At 53.3% G+C, this 18,988-nt stretch carries 15 protein-coding genes, 3 tRNA genes and 1 pseudogene; 17 read left to right on the forward strand and 2 right to left on the reverse strand.

Annotated features, from left to right (window positions below; all coding sequences use genetic code 11):
* Positions 1 to 3: 3 nt before the first annotated feature.
* The 9 genes and pseudogenes from cmk to ACJJIR_RS06795 all read left to right on the forward strand — a co-directional run bounded on the left by cmk (position 4) and on the right by ACJJIR_RS06795 (position 9,060).
* A pseudogene (gene cmk / locus ACJJIR_RS06755) lies at positions 4 to 692 on the forward strand ((d)CMP kinase).
* A gap of 168 nt (positions 693 to 860) precedes the next feature.
* Positions 861 to 2,540, forward strand: coding sequence for a 30S ribosomal protein S1 (rpsA, locus tag ACJJIR_RS06760; RefSeq protein WP_413662670.1), 1,680 nt, complete (start codon positions 861 to 863; stop codon positions 2,538 to 2,540).
* Positions 2,541 to 2,681: 141 nt separating this feature from the next.
* The gene (gene ihfB / locus ACJJIR_RS06765; RefSeq protein WP_282932044.1) at positions 2,682 to 2,990 is read left to right on the forward strand and encodes an integration host factor subunit beta; all 309 of its coding nucleotides are present in this window, start codon (positions 2,682 to 2,684) and stop codon (positions 2,988 to 2,990) included.
* 93 nt (positions 2,991 to 3,083) lie between these two features.
* Positions 3,084 to 3,392, forward strand: a complete 309-nt coding sequence (locus tag ACJJIR_RS06770; RefSeq protein WP_413662669.1) for a lipopolysaccharide assembly protein LapA domain-containing protein — start codon at positions 3,084 to 3,086, stop codon at positions 3,390 to 3,392.
* 1 nt (position 3,393) lies between these two features.
* Positions 3,394 to 4,587, forward strand: coding sequence for a lipopolysaccharide assembly protein LapB (gene lapB / locus ACJJIR_RS06775; protein WP_444907757.1), 1,194 nt, complete (start codon positions 3,394 to 3,396; stop codon positions 4,585 to 4,587).
* Positions 4,588 to 4,657: 70 nt separating this feature from the next.
* Entirely contained in the window at positions 4,658 to 5,365 is a 708-nt protein-coding gene (gene pyrF, locus ACJJIR_RS06780) for an orotidine-5'-phosphate decarboxylase (protein WP_444907758.1), read from the forward strand.
* A 141-nt stretch (positions 5,366 to 5,506) separates the two neighbouring features.
* Positions 5,507 to 5,815 carry a ComEA family DNA-binding protein gene (locus ACJJIR_RS06785; protein ID WP_444907759.1) on the forward strand — a complete coding sequence of 103 codons (309 nt, stop codon included), beginning with the start codon at positions 5,507 to 5,509 and terminating at the stop codon, positions 5,813 to 5,815.
* Between the two features lie 357 nt (positions 5,816 to 6,172).
* On the forward strand, positions 6,173 to 7,054 hold the full coding sequence (locus tag ACJJIR_RS06790; RefSeq protein ID WP_444908405.1) for an MraY family glycosyltransferase: 882 nt from the start codon (positions 6,173 to 6,175) through the stop codon (positions 7,052 to 7,054).
* Positions 7,055 to 7,107: 53 nt separating this feature from the next.
* On the forward strand, positions 7,108 to 9,060 hold the full coding sequence (locus ACJJIR_RS06795; RefSeq protein ID WP_444907760.1) for a polysaccharide biosynthesis protein: 1,953 nt from the start codon (positions 7,108 to 7,110) through the stop codon (positions 9,058 to 9,060).
* Between the two features lie 121 nt (positions 9,061 to 9,181).
* Here ACJJIR_RS06795 and ACJJIR_RS06800 read toward each other — a convergent pair.
* Both ACJJIR_RS06800 and ACJJIR_RS06805 read right to left on the reverse strand, forming a co-directional pair.
* Positions 9,182 to 9,257, reverse strand: a tRNA-Asn gene (locus ACJJIR_RS06800).
* A gap of 46 nt (positions 9,258 to 9,303) precedes the next feature.
* Positions 9,304 to 9,379 (reverse strand) — tRNA-Asn (locus ACJJIR_RS06805).
* Positions 9,380 to 9,620: 241 nt separating this feature from the next.
* Between ACJJIR_RS06805 and uvrB the strand changes: the two genes are divergently transcribed.
* The 8 genes from uvrB to pheT all read left to right on the forward strand — a co-directional run bounded on the left by uvrB (position 9,621) and on the right by pheT (position 18,938).
* On the forward strand, positions 9,621 to 11,630 hold the full coding sequence (gene uvrB / locus ACJJIR_RS06810) for an excinuclease ABC subunit UvrB (protein WP_413662664.1): 2,010 nt from the start codon (positions 9,621 to 9,623) through the stop codon (positions 11,628 to 11,630).
* Between the two features lie 176 nt (positions 11,631 to 11,806).
* Positions 11,807 to 11,883 (forward strand) — tRNA-Val (locus ACJJIR_RS06815).
* A 110-nt stretch (positions 11,884 to 11,993) separates the two neighbouring features.
* Positions 11,994 to 13,922, forward strand: coding sequence for a threonine--tRNA ligase (gene thrS, locus ACJJIR_RS06820; RefSeq protein WP_108733842.1), 1,929 nt, complete (start codon positions 11,994 to 11,996; stop codon positions 13,920 to 13,922).
* Positions 13,923 to 14,024: 102 nt separating this feature from the next.
* Positions 14,025 to 14,489, forward strand: coding sequence for a translation initiation factor IF-3 (gene infC / locus ACJJIR_RS06825; RefSeq protein WP_444908406.1), 465 nt, complete (start codon positions 14,025 to 14,027; stop codon positions 14,487 to 14,489).
* 146 nt (positions 14,490 to 14,635) lie between these two features.
* The gene (rpmI, locus tag ACJJIR_RS06830) at positions 14,636 to 14,830 is read left to right on the forward strand and encodes a 50S ribosomal protein L35 (protein WP_020413351.1); all 195 of its coding nucleotides are present in this window, start codon (positions 14,636 to 14,638) and stop codon (positions 14,828 to 14,830) included.
* Positions 14,831 to 14,866: 36 nt separating this feature from the next.
* The gene (rplT, locus tag ACJJIR_RS06835; protein WP_108733840.1) at positions 14,867 to 15,226 is read left to right on the forward strand and encodes a 50S ribosomal protein L20; all 360 of its coding nucleotides are present in this window, start codon (positions 14,867 to 14,869) and stop codon (positions 15,224 to 15,226) included.
* Between the two features lie 193 nt (positions 15,227 to 15,419).
* The gene (gene pheS, locus ACJJIR_RS06840) at positions 15,420 to 16,433 is read left to right on the forward strand and encodes a phenylalanine--tRNA ligase subunit alpha (protein ID WP_108733839.1); all 1,014 of its coding nucleotides are present in this window, start codon (positions 15,420 to 15,422) and stop codon (positions 16,431 to 16,433) included.
* 129 nt (positions 16,434 to 16,562) lie between these two features.
* The gene (gene pheT, locus ACJJIR_RS06845) at positions 16,563 to 18,938 is read left to right on the forward strand and encodes a phenylalanine--tRNA ligase subunit beta (protein WP_444907761.1); all 2,376 of its coding nucleotides are present in this window, start codon (positions 16,563 to 16,565) and stop codon (positions 18,936 to 18,938) included.
* Positions 18,939 to 18,988 lie beyond the last annotated feature (50 nt).

Consider the following 18,988-nt stretch of genomic DNA (forward strand, 5'->3'; position numbering starts at 1 on the left):
AATATGAGTGATACAAACGGGTTGCCACCAGTAGTTACCATTGATGGTCCCAGTGGTTCGGGTAAGGGAACCATTGCAAAGCTTTTGGCTGATCGCTTGAGCTTTTCCTTGTTGGACTCCGGGGCCCTTTATCGGGCTGCCGCTTTGGCCGCACTTAATAAGGAAGTTGATCTCTCCAATGACAAGCTGCTGACCGAATTGGCGAAAGATCTCGATGTGCGCTTTACCGTGAGTGCCGGTCAGTTGCAGGTGTGGCTGGAAGAGAGTGACGTCACCGCAGATATCCGTATGGAGCGGGTAAGCATGGCCGCTTCCAAGGTCGCGGCAATTCCCGGTGTGCGGGCAGCGCTACTGCAACGCCAGCGGGACTTCCGCCAGCCCCCCGGCTTGGTTGCCGATGGTCGGGATATGGGCACTACCGTGTTTCCCGACGCGCCGGTCAAGGTTTACCTAACCGCCAGCGCTGAGGAGCGCGCTAACAGGCGTTTCGCTCAGTTGCAGGAAAAGGGGGTTTCTGTTAGCCTCCGCGACCTGCTGGAGGACATCCGTGCCCGAGATGCACAGGATATGAACAGAAAAGCCTCCCCCTGGCTCCCGCTGAGGATGCGGTTGAGCTGGATAGTACGGGGGTGAGTATCGATGAAGTCCTCGGAAAAGTGCTCGATTTGGTTCAGGACCGTATTTCACCCTGAAGTTCGGGCAGTAAATAGTTTTCTAACGACAGCGGCCGGGATCAGCCAGAATCGCCCGGCCGTTATCGTAATCCGACCCGCGTGCTGGCAGCGCGGTTGGGGTCGCGGCTGGCGGTTGACTAGACTTAACAGTTACCAACGGCTGGACCCAGCACTATAGGTAATGTAATGAGCGAGAGCTTTGCTGATCTATTTGAAGAGAGCCTGAAAAGCGTTGAAATGGCACCGGGCGCAATTGTTACTGGTGTTGTAATCGACGTAGATAAAGACTGGGTTACCGTTCACGCGGGCCTGAAGTCTGAAGGCGTTATCCCTGCTGCACAATTCGCCAACGATAAAGGTGAAGTTGAGCTGCAGGTGGGCGACGAAGTACAGGTTGCCCTGGAAGCTGTAGAAGACGGTTTCGGTGAAACCCGTCTGTCCCGCGAAAAAGCCAAGCGCGCTGAAGCCTGGAAAATCCTCGACGCAGCTCACGCAGCTGACGAAGTGGTTAAAGGTGTTATCAGCGGTAAGGTTAAAGGTGGCTTTACTGTTGATGTTGCCAATATCCGTGCGTTCCTGCCCGGCTCTCTGGTTGACGTTCGTCCGGTTCGCGACACTGCGCACCTGGAAGGTAAAGAGCTCGAGTTCAAAGTTATCAAGCTGGACTCCAAGCGCAACAACGTAGTTGTTTCCCGCCGCGCCGTTATGGAAGCTGCCACCTCCGAAGAGCGTGAAGCTCTGCTGGAAAGCCTGCAGGAAGGCATGAGCGTCAAGGGTATCGTGAAGAACCTGACCGACTACGGTGCTTTCGTAGACCTGGGCGGTATCGACGGCCTGCTGCACATCACCGATATGGCTTGGAAGCGCATCAAGCACCCGAGCGAGATCGTGAACGTTGGCGACGAGATCGAAGTAAAAGTACTGAAGTTCGACCGCGAGCGCAGCCGTGTATCCCTTGGCCTGAAGCAGTTGGGCGAAGATCCTTGGGTATCCATCAAGCAGCGTTACCCAGAGAACAGCCGCGTGAAGGCGGTTGTAACCAACCTGACCGACTACGGCTGCTTTGCCGAGCTGGAAGAAGGTGTGGAAGGTCTGGTACACGTTTCCGAAATGGATTGGACCAACAAGAACATTCACCCGTCCAAAGTTGTCCAGGTTGGCGACGAGGTAGAGGTGATGATCCTGGATATCGACGAAGAGCGTCGTCGTATCTCCCTGGGTATCAAGCAGTGCCAGGAAAATCCGTGGGATGCCTTCGCGCGTAAATTCGCTAAGGGCGACAAGATCTCCGGTAAGATCAAGTCCATCACTGACTTCGGTATCTTCATTGGTCTCGACGGCAGTATCGACGGTCTGGTTCACCTGTCCGACATCTCCTGGAACGAAGCTGGCGAAGAAGCTGTTCGCAAGTTCAAGAAAGGCGACGAAATCGAGACTGTTATCCTGGGCATCGATTCCGAGCGTGAGCGTATCTCCCTGGGCATCAAGCAGTTGGAGTCCGATCCGTTCTCCGACTACGTTACCACCAGCGATCGCGGCAGCATCGTTGTAGGTACTGTTAAGGAAGTTGACGCTAAGCAAGCAGTAATCACCCTGGCGGACGAAGTAGAAGGCGTGCTGCGCGCTTCTGAAATCAGCCGCGACAAGGTTGAAGATGCTCGCAACGTTCTGAAAGAAGGCGAAGAAGTAGAAGCTAAGATCACCAGCGTGGATCGCAAGAACCGCGTGATCAGCCTGTCTATCAAAGCCAAAGACCAGGACGACGAGAAGCAAGCTATCAAGGATCACAGCAAGAAGCAGTCTGAACAAGTTCAGCCCGCTACTATCGGTGACCTGATTAAGGCGCAAATGAACAACAAAGACTAATTGTCTTTGAGTGTTCACAGCTCCAAATGGATCATTTGGAGCGACCCGAAAGCCGGACTGGGGTTGCCCAGTCCGGCTTTCTATTAGATGATTGGTGCTCTACTCCAGAATAATCAATGACTTACAAAGGTTGCGGAGCGCATGACCAAGTCCGAACTGATCGAAAGGATTGCGTTGAGGTTGGATCAGCTGCCAGTTAAGGATGTAGAGCTGGCGGTAAAAGTGGTGCTCGACACCATGTCAGATGCCCTGTCCCAGGGTGAGCGTATAGAGATACGCGGCTTTGGTAGCTTTTCTCTTCACTATCGAGCCCCGCGTACGGGTCGGAATCCCAAAACTGGGGACGCGGTTGATCTCGCCGGGAAATATGTCCCGCATTTCAAGCCTGGCAAAGAGTTGCGCGACAGAGTGAATCGAAGTATGCACGATGAGGCAAGTATCGAAGTATGATTAGACTCCCTGGCAGCAGTGTGGATACTGCCATTAATCGGGGTGAGCTTCGTCGTTAATCGATAAAGTTTTTTGTGGAACGTGGAGGTTCCCTTGTCATTTTTGCGTTGGCTGACACGCATCGTCTATGGGGTCGTCGCCCTGCTTTGCATCGCTTTGGGGATTTATTTCGCAGTTGCCAATCCGGAGACTATCAAGCCAAATATTGTGGGCTATCAATTGCCGGCGGGAAGTGTAGGCTTTTGGTTGATTGGTTTCTTGTTGCTGGGGTTGTTGCTTGGTTTTGTCGTTAGTCTGCAGCCTGTTTATGCCAAGCGTCGCCAAGTGCGGTCGCTCGAGAAGCAATTGAAGAAAATGGAGCGGGAATTACACACCGCCCACCGCAAGGCTTCTGGAGACTGATTTGCTCGATTTTACCTATTTCTTTTTCCTGCTTGCGGCAATCGCGATCGGCTGGGTGCTGGGGCGAGGCAGCGCCAAAAAGAAAGTGGCGGATTATAGTGAGCAAGAGCATGCGCTGGTGAGGTCTTACGCCCAGGGCTTAAACTATTTATTGAGTGAGCGCCACGACGATACTATTGATAAATTTATTGACTCTTTGGAAGTAAGTCAGGCTACTTTTGACACCCACCTGGCTCTTGGCAGTCTGTTGCGCCGAAGAGGGGAGTACGATCAGGCGATTCGAGTCCATCAAAATTTACTCGGGCGCCCGAGCTTGTCCAGGGTTAGTCAAAACAAAGCTCAACTTGAACTTGCCTGTGACTATATTTCTGCTGGCTGGCTGGATAGAGCTGAGCGCCTGCTGCAGGAGTTGGTTGAGACCTCTCAGGAGTTAAAGGCTGTTAGCCTGGAGCGTCTGATTGAAGTCTACCGGGATGAAAGGGAGTGGGCTAAAGCGATTCACGCTGTAAACCTATTGCATGGCCGACGGTTCAAGCGTCTCTCGGCTGACTGGGCCCCGGTTCAGGCTCATTTTTGTTGCGAATTGGCAGAGGAGTCAATAGCGGCAAAGGATTACCTAAGTGCGAGGAAGCATATCGATTCTGCTCTGAGTTATGAGCGCAGCTCAGTGCGGGCAAATCTGCTGTGGGGTCGCCTCGAATATCTGCTTGGCAAGCCGAGAGAGGCGATCAAGGTTTTGCAGCGGATTCCCAAGCAGAGTCCAGACTATATTCCTGAAATCCTTGAACTGTTGATTACTTGTTATGGGGATTTAGGGGATGGCAAGGGGTTGGATCGCTATCTTGAATCCCTGTTGAAAGAACACCCCTCTAATAGTGTATTGATTGCCCTGGCTGAGCGTATTCAGCAGCAGGATAGCGAGGCTGCAGCGGCCGCATTTATGGGGAAGCAGCTGGCGCTGCGCCCGTCTTTGAGGGGGTTGGGACGCTTTCTCGACCTCCATATTGATAGTACAGAGGGTAGGGCGAGAGAGAATCTCTCTCTGCTCAAGACGCTAATCGATCAGCTAATAGCGAGCCGCCCTCACTACCGGTGTAGCAATTGTGGGTTTTCGGGCAATCAGTTGCACTGGTTGTGCCCGAGCTGCAAGCACTGGGATTCGGTACGCTCCGTTAAGGGGATTGAGGGCGAGTAAAGTAATGACTGTCCTATTCACCGGGCTGGCGGCCTGGTCGGGACGGCTTTTGAAATGAATGAGGTTTTTCTTGCAGTCTAAAGTTTCTTCTCCGGTTATCGTTGCTCTGGATTACGACAATGCTGAGTCTGCACTGGCAATGGCAGATCAGCTCGATCCGTCGCTGTGTCGGGTCAAAGTTGGTAAGGAGCTGTTTACTGCCGCTGGTCCAGACCTGGTGAAAACGTTGGTTGACCGGGGCTTCCAGGTATTTCTGGACCTTAAGTTTCACGATATCCCCAATACTGTTGCAAAGGCGGTTAAAGCTGCTGCGAAATTGGGGGTATGGATGGTTAATGTTCACGCAAGTGGTGGTGAGCGGATGATGTCGGCTGCCGCCGAGGCCCTGCGGGAATTTGGCGAAGATAAGCCTCTATTAATTGCGGTTACTGTACTTACCAGCACAACTGCAGAGGAGCTGACTGCAGTTGGCGTGGCTGCTCCACTGGAAAAGCAGGTGTTGCACCTGGCCTCTCAAGCTAAATCCTGCGGTCTCGACGGTGTAGTCTGCTCCGCACGGGAGGCCCAACTGCTGCGAAGTGAGTGCGGAGCCGATTTCTCCCTGGTGACGCCGGGAATTCGTCCCGCGGGCTCTGATGCCGGGGATCAGCGACGCACTTTGACGCCTGCTGAAGCTTTGGCGCAAGGTTCTGACTATTTGGTTGTGGGTCGTCCCATCACCGCGGCTTCTGAACCCCTAGCGGCCCTAAAGTCAGTACTGGCTGAAGTGGCAGATTAGGATGGTTATCTTGCTTCGCAGCTTGTAATGATGTGTAATTAGGCCTGAACCGACAGAAAGTCGCCTGTTGATATCATGGCGTTGCTTAGGGGAGGTAATTGCAGTCCCAAAGTGAAACTGATAATTCACTGGGAGTTGACCATGAAATTGACCTACCGATTGTTTTCTGTTGTTTTTGCACTAGCTGTTTCGCTCTTTCTAAACCCCTCTACATATGCGGAGGAGTTGGAGAGTGTTGATGCCAAGGAAGTTGTGCTGTCAGTCAATGTTAATAGTGCTTCAGCCATTGAGCTTGCTGAGAAATTGGATGGTATTGGCGAGGCGCGAGCGCAACTGATTGTTGAGTATCGAGAAGAGCACGGCCCGTTCACATCTGTAGAGCAGTTGTTGAATGTTAAAGGTGTAGGTGCAGCAACCCTGGACAAGAACAGGGGTATAATTCGGCTCTGAAGATTTACGGGTCCCGACTGGTAGGTTCATAGTTGCCTCCGGTCGGGGTTTTGAGTTGATAGACAAGAGAGTCGCGATAGATGAGCCCCCTTGGTACCGTTCAACTGCTTCCCCCGGTAAGATGTAATTCTTGGATTACATTAGTCACAAAGCCTCGTAATTTATTGTGTTCTGTCCCCCGCTCTGATCTTCCTTTAATCATTAGCGAATGTTCTCTGCTTGGACGACCTCTAGGGTTTTCCTTTAGGGGTGTGTAGAAAGTTGTAATTGCTTGCGGTGCAAATATTTGTCTGTGTTAAGAGTGGCTGGAGGGATTGGCTTGCGTGAAAGTGATAAGGGGTTAGTTGGTTGAGTAGTGTGGCTTGGGAGTGGGTAATTCCACTGTTGCTTGCTGTGGTTACAAGCTATGGCGCTACATCGGTGTTTATTGTAAGAATGCGCAATTTTGCGCTCGACATACCAAATAATCGCTCGATGCACTCGGTGCCGGTTCCTCGTACAGGTGGGTGGGCTTTCCTGCTTGGCTGCTTGGTCGCGGTAGTTGCTAGCCCACTTGATTTGTCCCCGCTGGTTTTGGGGGCGTTTGCGTTACTGTTAGCTGTGTCCGCCTTGGATGACTTGAGGAGTGTGGCTATACATTTTCGCTTTTCAGCTCATCTTCTGGCGGTAGCCTTGCTGTTAATTGCGCTACCGGGAGGGTTGGACTGGTGGCTCTACCCAATATTCATTTTGGCTGGAGCCTGGGCTATCAACCTCTATAACTTTATGGATGGGATGGATGGCTTGGCGGGGTCAATGACGCTGATCGGCTTTTCTTCTCTGGGGTTGGTTTGCGCTTTAAATGGGGACGCTGAGCTAGCTTGGCTCTGTGCACTGCTGGCTGTATGTGCGTCTGTTTTTTTGGTCTTCAATTGGCCTTCGGCGAAGATTTTTTTGGGTGATGCCGGTTCAACAGGTATAGGTTTGGCGGTGGTTGCTGTCAGTTTGTATGGCTGGCAACGGGGAGCGTTTGGACTTTGGATGCCGGTGCTAATATTTGCACCTTTTTGGCTGGATGCTACTTACACGTTATTAAAGCGAATGTTGGGCGGTCAGCGTTGGTGGGAGGCTCATCGCGAGCACTTTTATCAAAGATATGCGATTCGGGTTGGAGCAAAAAAAGCGCTCGTTGTGCAGTTGGGCGTGATGTTGCTCTTCTCTTCAGCGGCATTAGCAGTTGCCGTATTTGAGAAGGTCTGAGTGGCCTCTGTAGAGGATGGTTTTTTGTTTGTAGGTAGATTCCGGGGAGTCATGTGACAAGGGTTTGGCGAGGCGTAAAGAGAATCCAAAAGCCGGTATTGATGTTGGCATTTGATATGCTGATGTTAAGTTTGGCCTTTCTGCTGGCTATGGCAATCCGGCTCAATGGTGTCGCACAATTTCTTGAGTGGCGAATGTTTGCCTGCCTGGGCTTAACGTTAGCCGCTACTAGTTTTATTTTTCTTCGGCTAGGTTTGTACCGGACAATTATCCGGTACATGGGGCAAAAAGCTATTATTGCGGTTCTGCAAGGGGTAACCCTTTCTGCAGTGATGCTGGCGCTCTTTTCCTACTTGACTACTGCAGGGGTTCCTCGTTCTGTCCCTGTGATCTATTGGTGCTTTGCATTTATTGCCGTGGGTGGGTCCCGCTGGTTGGTCCGCCTTTACTATCAGACAGCGCTTGAAATTCATAAAACCCGGGTGGCCATTTATGGTGCTGGTACTGCGGGTCTGCAAATGTATAAGGCGTTGGTTCATGGGCAGCTGTATAAGCCCGTTGCTTTTTTTGATGATAACGCCTCCAAGCAAAAGACATTTATTGATGGGTTGCTTGTGTATAACCCCGCAGACATTCTTGAAGTGGTTGCGGGTAAAGATATAGTAGAAGTTATTTTGGCTATGCCGGGAGTACCTAGGCGCCGCCGCAGGGAGATAACCAAGGCACTCAGAGAGCGAGGTCTGGTGGTAAAGGCGATTCCTGGAGTGGAGGAGCTGCTCGACGGTGTGGGGCGGGCAGAGGATGTTTCACAGACCTATGAAAATATCCTGGGGCGCGCTCCTGTTGAGCCACAAAAGGAGCTAGTTTCTGGCTCCATCAGCGGCAAGGTGGTTTTGGTCACTGGTGCTGGCGGGTCGATCGGGTCGGAATTGTGCCGACAGATATCGCAATGGAAGCCTGCCAGGCTGGTTGTTGTCGAGTCCTCTGAATATGCCCTCTATCAGATAGAGCGCGAGTTGAGACAGCAGCATCAGGATGACGGGGTCCAGTTTGAAGTAACCGCGCTGCTTGGCGATGTGCGTAACACTGAGCGTATGGCGGAAATTATTCAGGGCTTCTCCGTGCATACAATTTACCATGCGGCCGCATACAAGCATGTGCCCTTAGTTGAGCAGAACGTTGTTATTGGTGCCGACAATAATGTTCTGGGCACCCTCTCTGTGCTTGAGGCTGCGGAGCAGTGTGGGGTTGAGCAGTTTGTGCTTATCTCTACTGATAAGGCTGTCCGGCCAACTAATGTTATGGGGGCCACTAAAAGATTTGCTGAGCTGATTTGCCAGGATTTTGGTCGCCGCTTCAACAAGATGCGTGTGTGCATGGTTAGGTTTGGTAATGTTATCGGCTCTTCCGGCTCGGTAATTCCCTTGTTCACGGATCAGATCAATGCCGGCGGTCCGGTAACTGTGACCCACTCAAAAGTAACCCGTTACTTTATGACGATTCCCGAGGCGGCTCAGCTGGTATTGCAGGCTGGGAGTATGGGGCGCAATGGGGATGTATTTGTTCTCGATATGGGTGAACCGGTTCGTATCTACGATCTGGCTGAGCGCTTGATTCGTTTGATGGGGCACACGGTAAGGGATGAAGAAAACCCTGATGGTGATATTGAGATTCAGCTCACTGGGTTGCGTCCTGGGGAGAAGTTGTACGAAGAATTGTTGTTGGGGGATAACGTGCTGGGCACGGACCACCCAATGATTATGCGCGCCGAAGAGGAGCGTCTGGATAGCGAGGCTTTGCAGCTTCTGGTTTCAGAGCTTAGGGATGCGTGCGGCTCTCATGATTGCGAGCAGGTCCGCAGGATTCTATGTCGGGCAGTAAAAGGCTATTCACCCAAGCAGGGGCTGGTCGATGTTGTCTGGTCGAGGCAGGGGCAGGTGCGTAAGGCGAGTGGAGGGGCAACTGTGGAGAGGTTGCCTTTAGCTGGGGAGGCTAGTTCCCGCTAGTGTATATTTTGGGCGGCTAACTAATACGGTTGGCCGCTATCTCACAATCTCCATATAGATTAAAAATATTTGAGCAGAAAAGAAAAAGCCCGGATAGATGGAATCTATCCGGGCTTTTGTTTGGCTCCGCCTGCTGGGCTCGAACCAGCGACCCAATGATTAACAGTCATTTGCTCTACCAACTGAGCTAAGGCGGAATTTAATCTAATTTATAGAGCGCAAATTAAGCTGCGCTTTGAAATTTGGCTCCGCCTGCTGGGCTCGAACCAGCGACCCAATGATTAACAGTCATTTGCTCTACCAACTGAGCTAAGGCGGAATATCTTTTCGGCTGTGCCGTTGAGATGGCGCGTATATTATAGAGCACTTCCGAACAGGTCAACCCCTTTTTTCATCTTTAACTAATTGATTTGTCAGGAAATTATTTTTTGGGGTCATGCGCAAAATGCCGCAGGTCAGAGTTGGGAAGGGTAGGACGCTATTCTCTTGTAATTGTGGGTCGTATGACGACAGCCTACAATCCTGTGTTGCATGAATGATTAAGCGGTTGGGGGAAGTGTATGGAGTCGCGACCTTTTAAGGTGGAATCCAAGTATCAGCCAGCGGGCGATCAGCCTCTGGCGATAGAGCAGTTGTCAGAAGGAATTGATGATGGTTTGAGCCATCAAACGCTGCTGGGTGTTACCGGTTCGGGTAAGACCTTCACCATGGCGAATATTATTGAGCGCCTGCAGCGGCCGGCCATTGTGATGGCTCACAATAAAACGCTGGCGGCTCAGCTTTACGGGGAGTTTAAAGAGTTTTTCCCCAAGAATGCCGTGGAGTATTTTGTCTCTTACTACGACTACTACCAGCCGGAGGCTTACGTTCCCTCTTCGGACACCTTTATCGAAAAGGATGCATCCGTAAACGAGCATATCGAGCAGATGCGCCTCTCGGCCACCAAGGCACTTATTGAGCGGCGCGATGTGGTTGTGGTCGCCACAGTTTCGGCAATTTACGGTTTGGGTGACCCCGACAAATATTTGAAGATGGTCCTGCATCTGGATCGCGGGGATCTCGTTGACCAACGCACTATCCTCAGGCGCCTGGCTGAACTGCAATACACCCGCAATGATGCAGATTTCCGTCGCGCTACTTACCGGGTGCGCGGCGATATTATCGATATCTACCCGGCAGACTCCGATTTGGAAGCGGTGCGCCTGTCTCTTTTTGATGAAGAGATCGAAGAGATCACCATATTTGACCCTCTCACTGGAGAGCAGATCAGGAAGGTGCCCCGGGTCACTATCTTCCCCAAGAGTCACTATGTGACGCCGCGAGAGACCATCGTCAGTGCTATCGATGAAATCAAAGATGAGCTGCGAGGGCGCCTCGAGCAACTGCGTGGAAACAACAAGCTGGTCGAAGCGCAGCGGCTAGATCAGCGTACCCGCTACGATGTGGAGATGATGCAAGAGCTCGGCTACTGCAATGGCGTAGAGAACTATTCCCGCTACCTCTCCGGTCGCGGTATTGGTCAGCCGCCGCCCACGCTTTTTGATTACCTGCCCAATGATGCACTGTTATTTATCGATGAGAGTCATGTGACAGTGCCGCAAATCGGCGGTATGTATCGTGGAGACCGGTCGCGCAAGGAAACTTTGGTGGAGTATGGCTTTCGTCTGCCATCAGCCCTGGATAATCGTCCTCTCAAGTTTGAAGAGTGGGAGGGGTTGGCACCCCAGACGGTTTTTGTGTCCGCAACCCCAGGGGCCTATGAGCAAGAGAATGCAGGGCAAGTGGTCGAGCAGGTGGTTCGCCCGACAGGGTTGGTGGACCCGGAAGTCGAAGTTCGCCCAGCATTGACCCAGGTAGATGATGCCCTGTCTGAAATTCACCGTTGTGTGGATGCCGATCAGCGAGTACTGATTACCGTATTGACCAAGCGGATGGCGGAAGACCTGACGGAATACCTCTCCGAAAGTGGTGTCCGCGTCCGCTACTTACACTCCGATATTGATACCGTCGAGCGGGTAGAAATTATCCGGGACCTGCGTATCGGTGAGTTTGACGTGCTAGTTGGCATTAACTTGCTGCGAGAAGGCCTGGATATGCCGGAAGTTGCCCTAGTGGCAATTTTCGATGCCGATAAAGAGGGCTTTCTCCGTTCCGATCGCTCGCTGATTCAGACCATTGGGCGGGCTGCGCGAAACCTGGAGGGGAGGGCGATTCTCTACGCGGACAAAGTCACCGGTTCTATGGAGCGAGCACTCGAAGAGACTCGTCGTCGCCGCGAGAAGCAGTTGGCCTTTAACGAGGAGCACGGCATTACCCCCAAAGGTATCCGCAAGAGTGTGGCGGATATTCTGGAGGGGGCGGTGGCCCCCGGTGTGCCCAAGAAAGGGCGCCGCAAAGTTGCCGAGGGTAAAGGTGAGTACAAGGTGGATGTTGAGGCCCTTACCGATAAGCAGCGCTGGGCCCGAATTGCCGAGCTGGAAGAGCAAATGTACCAGCATGCGAAGAACCTGGAATTTGAAGCAGCAGCAAAATTGCGCGATGAGATTACCCACTTAAAAGGTGTGGAATAGTCCTTGCTGAAGGGCGGGACTTGGATCTACATTTTGATAGTCCCGCACTGCCTTGTTGGTGCTTGGTAGCTCTTAAAAAATTTCACACAAAAGTTCAGTAAGTTGTTGAAAACACTGAAAAGCGGTGCTAAAGTTCGCGCTCTTCACAGCACAGGGTTCCCCCGCTGTAGAGCTTTAGACCCGTAGCTCAGTTGGTTAGAGCGCTGCCTTGACATGGCAGAGGTCGGCGGTTCAAATCCGCCCGGGTCTACCACCTTTCAAAAGGATGGATTGCCCATCCCGATCAAGAGTTCCATGAAAAAATTCATGGATAGTTTCATGCGGTCTTTGGTAGGGATCGCCACTGAGAACAAAGGATAAACAATGCCCGTTGTTACTCTCCCCGATGGTTCCCGTCGAGAATTTTCTGCTCCGGTTTCCGTACACGATGTAGCCGCTGATATCGGCCCTGGTTTGGCAAAAGCCGCACTTGCTGGCGTTGTAGACGGCAAGGAAGTCGATACCAGTTACGTTATTGATACCGACGTAAATCTGGCAATTATTACTGATCGTCAGCCCGAAGGTCTGGAAGTGATCCGTCACTCCACAGCGCACTTGCTGGCACAAGCAGTTAAACAACTGTACCCGACAGCTCAGGTCACCATTGGCCCGGTTATCGAAAACGGCTTCTATTACGATTTCGCCTACGAGCGCCAGTTTACGCCGGAAGATCTCGAGAAGATCGAAGAGCGTATGGAAGTGCTGGCCAAAGAAGACATCACTGTCAGTCGCCGCCTGATGCCGCGCAAAGAAGCGGTTAAGTACTTCCGCGAAATGGGCGAAGAGTACAAGGCTGAGATTATCGACAGCATCCCCAGTGATGAAGATATTTCTCTCTACCGCCAGGGCGACTTTGAAGACTTGTGTCGCGGTCCCCACGTACCTTCCACTGGCAGGTTGAAAGCGTTCAAACTGACCAAAGTGGCCGGTGCCTACTGGCGCGGTGACTCCAACAATGAAATGTTGACCCGTGTTTACGGCACTGCTTGGGCCAACAAAAAAGAACTGAAAGCTTACCTGCGTCGCATTGAAGAGGCAGAGAAGCGCGATCACCGCAAGCTGGCGAAGAAATTTGACCTTTTCCATATCCAGGAAGAGGCTCCCGGCATGGTGTTCTGGCACCCGAACGGCTGGACCATTTACAGCACTATCGAGCAGTACATGCGTCGCCGCCAGCGCGAATTCGGCTACAAAGAAATCAAGACTCCGCAGCTGGTAGATTTCAGCCTGTGGCGAAAGTCTGGTCACGCCGATAAGTTTGGCGATGACATGTTCACCCTGACCAGTGAAGAGCGTCAGTTCGCCATTAAACCGATGAACTGCCCTTGTCACGTACAGGTATTCAATCAGGGCCTGCGCAGCTACCGCGACCTGCCGTTGCGTCTGGCGGAGTTTGGCTCCTGTCACCGCAGCGAGCCTTCCGGTTCCCTGCATGGCCTGATGCGCGTGCGCGGCTTTGTGCAGGATGATGGCCATATCTTCTGTAGCGAAGACCAGATCCAGTCAGAAGTTTCTGACTTTATGGATCTGCTGCACTCCGTTTATAAGGATTTCGGCTTCCAGGACGTTATCTACCGTCTCTCCACTCGCCCGGAGAAGCGCGTAGGTTCCGATGAGAGCTGGGATAAGGCTGAAAAAGCCTTGGCCGACGCTCTGGATGCCGCTGGCCTGCCGTGGGAAGAGCTGCCGGGTGAAGGCGCCTTCTACGGACCGAAGATCGAATTCTCCCTGAAAGACTGTCTCGGCCGCGTATGGCAGTGCGGTACCATTCAGGTGGATTTCTCCATGCCGGGCCGCCTGGATGCCCAATTTGTGGCAGAAGATGGCTCGCGCCAGTCCCCGGTAATGCTGCACCGCGCAGCCCTGGGTTCCTTCGAGCGCTTTATCGGAATCCTGATCGAGCACTACGAAGGCGCGTTCCCCACCTGGCTCGCGCCGCAGCAGGTGGCGATCATGAATATCACCGATCGCCAGGCTGAATATTGTCGCAATTTGCAAGATCGTTTGGGTGAGCTGCAATACCGCGCCACAGCTGACTTGAGAAACGAGAAGATCGGCTTTAAAATCCGCGAGCACACGCTTCAGCGTGTTCCTTATCTATTGGTAATTGGCGATAAGGAAGTAGAAAGTCAAACCGTGGCAGTACGTACCCGTAGCGGTGAAGATCTTGGTACAATGACGTATGAGTCATTTCTCGAGATCCTCGAGCAAGACGTGAATCGTCGCGGTCGTTTGACAGAAGATAATGCATAACAACTTGGCAACTGGGAGACCATAGCTATTAAACGAGACACTAAGGGACGGTCCAAAAAGGCCCGCATAAACGATCAGATTGAAGCGTCAGAACTCCGCCTGATAGGCGCTGATGGCGAACAGGTAGGCATTGTCTCCCTGGATGAAGCGCTGGAAGCTGCACAGAAAGCTAGCTTGGATCTCGTTGAAATTGCCTCGGACTCCACGCCGATAGTCTGTAAGATCATGGACTACGGTAAGCACGTATTCGAAGCTAAAAAAGCTAAGAATGCCGCCAAGAAGAAGCAGAAGCAGCAGCAGATCAAGGAAATGAAATTCCGCCCGGGCACCGATGTCGGTGACTACCAGATCAAGCTGCGCAACCTGGCCCGCTTCCTGGAAGCGGGTGACAAGGCCAAAGTATCCCTGCGTTTCCGTGGCCGCGAAATGGCTCACCAAGAGCTGGGCATGGAAATGATGCAGCGCATCGAAAAGGACCTTGAAGAGCTGGGCACCGTAGAGCAGCGACCGAAAATGGAAGGTCGTCAAATGCTGATGGTGATTGCTCCGCTCAAAAAGAAAAAGTGAGGTTTGGGGAAGTCATTCCCGGGATCTCCTTTGAGAAGTGGTTGGGCGACGGCTGCCTCCCCACTCTCGCAGTGCCGGTAACTTCGGTTGTCGGCAGTTACTAAAGGTGCCTGTTTTACAGGCGAATATTAACTTTGGAGTACAAAATGCCGAAAGCAAAGACTCACAGTGGCGCTGCCAAGCGCTTCAAGAAGACGGCTGCGGGCTACAAGCACAAGCACGCTAACAAGAGCCACATCCTCACCAAGATGACCACCAAGCGCAAGCGTCAGCTGCGTGGCACCCAGACTATGAACAAGTCTGATGCTGGTCTGGTCGATCGTATGCTGCGCGCCAAGTAATTGGCCCAAATCGCAAAGGTTTAAGAGGATAGAAGTATGGCCCGTGTAAAACGTGGTGTAGAGGCGCGTCGTCGTCACAAGAAGATTCTGAAGCAGGCTAAAGGTTACTACGGTGCGCGTTCACGCGTATTCCGCGTTGCCAAGCAGGCAGTAATTAAAGCTGGTCAGTACGCATACCGTGACCGTCGCGTTAAAAAGCGTAACTTCCGCGCTCTGTGGATTACTCGTATCAACGCCCAGTCCCGTGCTGAAGGCCTGAGCTACAGCCGCCTGATCGCAGGTCTGAAAAAAGCGGACATCGCACTGGATCGCCGTGTACTGGCTGATCTGGCTGTTTACGATAAAGTCGCTTTTGCTGCCGTAGTTGAAAAAGCTAAGGCAGCCCTGGCAGCGTAAGCTGTCACTTCAGTTGTAAAACTGAATACTCAAAATAGGGAAGGGCTGTAGTGGCCCTTCCCTATTTTTTTATGGAGTTTCCGCTATTTTTTACCGGTGGCGGTGCCTGGGGAAATTCCCTCCGGTACAGAGAGTACCGGCCGAACAAAGCAGAAAAAATTAATCGAAGTTGGATTCAAACGGGAACAGTTCGATGCAAGATTTGCAGTCCCTCACCGAGCAGGCTATGGAGCTGGTGGAGAAGGCCGATGGCCTCGCCGCACTGGATCAGGTGCGTGTTGATTACCTGGGCAAAAAGGGCCAGCTGACGGCACTGCTGAAAGGCCTTGGCAAGTTGTCGGCTGAGGAGCGTCCGGCGGCGGGTGCCAAGATCAACGAAGCCAAGCAGCAGGTTCAGGAAAAAATTAACGCGCGCCGCAATATGCTGGAGCAGGCCGCCATCAACGCAAAGTTGGCCGAAGAGACCATTGATGTCACTCTGCCGGGGCGCGGCGAAGAGCAGGGCAATGCCCACCCCATTACGCGCACCTTAAAGCGCGTGGAAGAATTCTTTGCGAGCATTGGCTTCTCTGTTGAGAACGGCCCGGAAGTCGAACAGGACTACTACAACTTCGAAGCGTTGAATATTCCCGCGCACCACCCCGCGCGCGCGATGCACGACACCTTCTACGTAGACCCCACCACCGTACTGAGAACCCACACTTCCTCAGTGCAGATCCGTACCATGGAGAAAAAGTCTCCACCGCTGCGTATTATCTGCCCGGGCCGCGTATACCGCTGCGACTCCGATGTCACCCACTCGCCCATGTTCCACCAGGTAGAAGGCCTGGTAATCGGCGAGAACATCAGCTTCGCCCACCTGAAAGGCACCATCGACCAATTCCTGCGCGCCTTCTTCGAAGCGGAAGTACCGGTGCGTTTCCGTCCGTCTTACTTCCCGTTCACCGAGCCTTCCGCAGAAGCGGACATCCAGTGTACCGCCTGTTCCGGTGAAGGCTGCCGCGTATGTTCCGGCACCGGTTGGCTGGAAATTCTCGGCTGCGGCATGGTGCACCCGAATGTCTTCGCCGCCTGCGATATCGACAGCGAAAAATACTCCGGCTTTGCCTTCGGTATCGGTATCGAGCGCCTCGCCATGCTGCGCTACGGCGTCAACGACCTGCGCTTGTTCTTCGATAACGATCTGCGCTTCTTGAAACAGTTCTAAGCCAAGTGACAGCGCGAATGGCAATGGCCCTTCGCAACAGCAGTCGAATTGTGGAGGCCTGGGAGGCGAAATAGCCCCAGGCGAAATGCGCACCAAGTTGCGCTGACGGAATACAGAAAGAGATCAACTATGAAAATCAGCAACTCCTGGTTGCGGGAATGGGTAAACCCGGAACTCACCACGCAGGAACTGGCCGACCAAATCACCATGGCCGGCCTGGAAGTGGACGGTATAGAAAAAGTTGCGGGCGATTTCTCCGGAGTGGTTGTCGGTGAGATTGTCGCCTGTGAACAGCACCCGGATGCGGACAAGCTGCGCGTGTGTAAAGTGGCAGGCCACCCCGACGGTGAAATGCAGGTTGTATGCGGTGCTCCCAATGCGCGCACCGGAATCAAAATTCCTTTTGCCCTGGTAGGCGCCAAGCTGCCGGGCGATTTTAAAATCAAGAAAGCCAAGCTCCGTGGTGTAGATAGCTTCGGTATGCTCTGCGCACAGACCGAACTGGAACTGGGCGAAGACAATGACGGTATTTGGGAGCTGCCAGAAGACGCACCCACCGGTACCGATCTGCGCGAATACTTGCAGCTGGATGATGAGACCATCGAAGTGGATCTCACCCCGAACCGTTCCGACTGCCTCGGTGTTGCCGGTATTGCTCGCGAAGTGGGTGTATTGAACCGCTGCGCCGTTCAGGGCCCGGAAGTTGCTCCGGTACCCCAGCAGATCGACGAGAGCATGCCCGTATCCCTGCTGGCCGAAGCCGCCTGCCCGCGCTACGTAGGTCGTGTGATTCGCAATATCGATATCAAAGCGGTAACGCCTCTGTGGATGCAAGAGCGCCTGCGTCGCAGCGGCCTGCGCAGTATCGATCCGGTAGTGGACGTTACCAACTACGTACTACTGGAACTGGGCCAACCCATGCACGCCTTCGACCTGGAGAAACTCTCCGGCGGCATCAAAGTGCGTATGGCAGAAGCCGGTGAAGAGCTGACCCTGCTGGACGGCCAGGAAGTCAAACTGAAAGAGGGCACCCTGGTAATTGCCGATGAGGAAAAACCTCTGGCGATGGCCGGTATTATGGGTGGCCTGGATTCCTCCGTGACAGCGGGCACCCAGCATATCTTCCTGGAGAGCGCCTTCTTTAGCCCGCTGGCCATTGCCGGCAAGGCTCGCTCTTACGGCCTGCACACCGACTCCTCCCACCGTTTCGAACGCGGCGTGGACTACCACCTGCAAGAGAAAGCAGTGGAGCGCGCTACCCAGCTGCTGCTGGATATCGTTGGCGGTGAACCCGGCCCGGTACACGTGCGTGAGCTGACTGAAATTATGCCCGCCGAGCGCCACATTACCCTGCGCCGTGCGAAAGTAGAGTTAGGCCTGGGCATCAAACTGGCCGATGACGAAATAGTCGATATCCTCACCCGCCTGGGCCTGGAAAAAATCGACCAGAACGACGAAGGCTGGACCTTCCTCGCCCCCAGCTTCCGTTTCGATATCGCCATCGAAGCAGACCTGCTGGAAGAGCTGGCCCGTGTATACGGCTACAACCGTATCCCCAGCGAAAGCTTTACTGCCGAGTTGGAAATCGCCCCGCGCCCGGAGAGCACCATTGCCCAGGACAACCTGGAGCAAACCCTGCTGAGCCGCGGTTACTACGAAGCGATTACTTTCAGCTTTATCGATAGCGACAGCGCCGCACTGTTTGATCCGGAAGCCGATCCTGTGGCCCTGCAAAACCCGATCAGCGCCGAGCTGGCGGTTATGCGCACCACCTTGCTGCCTGGCCTGTGCAAAGCGTTGCAGTACAACCTGAATCGCCAGCAAAATCGCGTGCGCCTGTTTGAAACCGGCCTGCGCTTTGTGCCGGGTGCCGAGTTGCACCAAGAACAGATGATTGCCGGTCTCGCCTATGGCAGCCGTTACGCAGAAAACTGGACTGGCAGCAAAGACGCCGTGGACTTCTTCGATGTGAAAGCCGATGTAGAGGCCCTGTTGGCTCGCACCGGTGTTGCCGATGAGTTCCGCTTTGTTGCTGGCCAGCACCCCGCACTGCACCCCGGTCAAACCGCCAAGATTATGCGCGGCGACCGCGAAGTAGGGGTTATCGGAGCCCTGCACCCGCAGTTGCAGAAGAAGTTGGACCTGTCCAAGCCCGCGTTCGTATTTGAACTGAGCCTGGAAGCGATCGGCGAGGGCAAAACCCCCGCATTCCGCCCGCTGTCCAAGTTCCCGGAAGTGCGTCGCGATCTGGCCCTGTTGATTGACGCAGAGGTTCCTGCCGCCAGCCTGGTGGAAACTGCTGTCGAAGTTGCAGGTGAAACCTTGACGGACCTCAAGATATTTGATGTCTACCAGGGCAAAGGTATTGATTTAAATAGAAAAAGTGTCGCTTTGGGGTTGACGTTTCAGCATTCGTCACGCACCCTTAATGACGACGAAATCAATGCCGCTGTAGATGCGGTGGTCGGAAAACTAGAAGAAAAATATAACGCTAGTCTGCGCTAGTAGAGCATGATGCTCTCGGGTGCAGGCTGAATTGCACCCCGAGAGCGTCT

Source organism: Microbulbifer maximicatervae (SeqCode), from assembly GCF_052467385.1.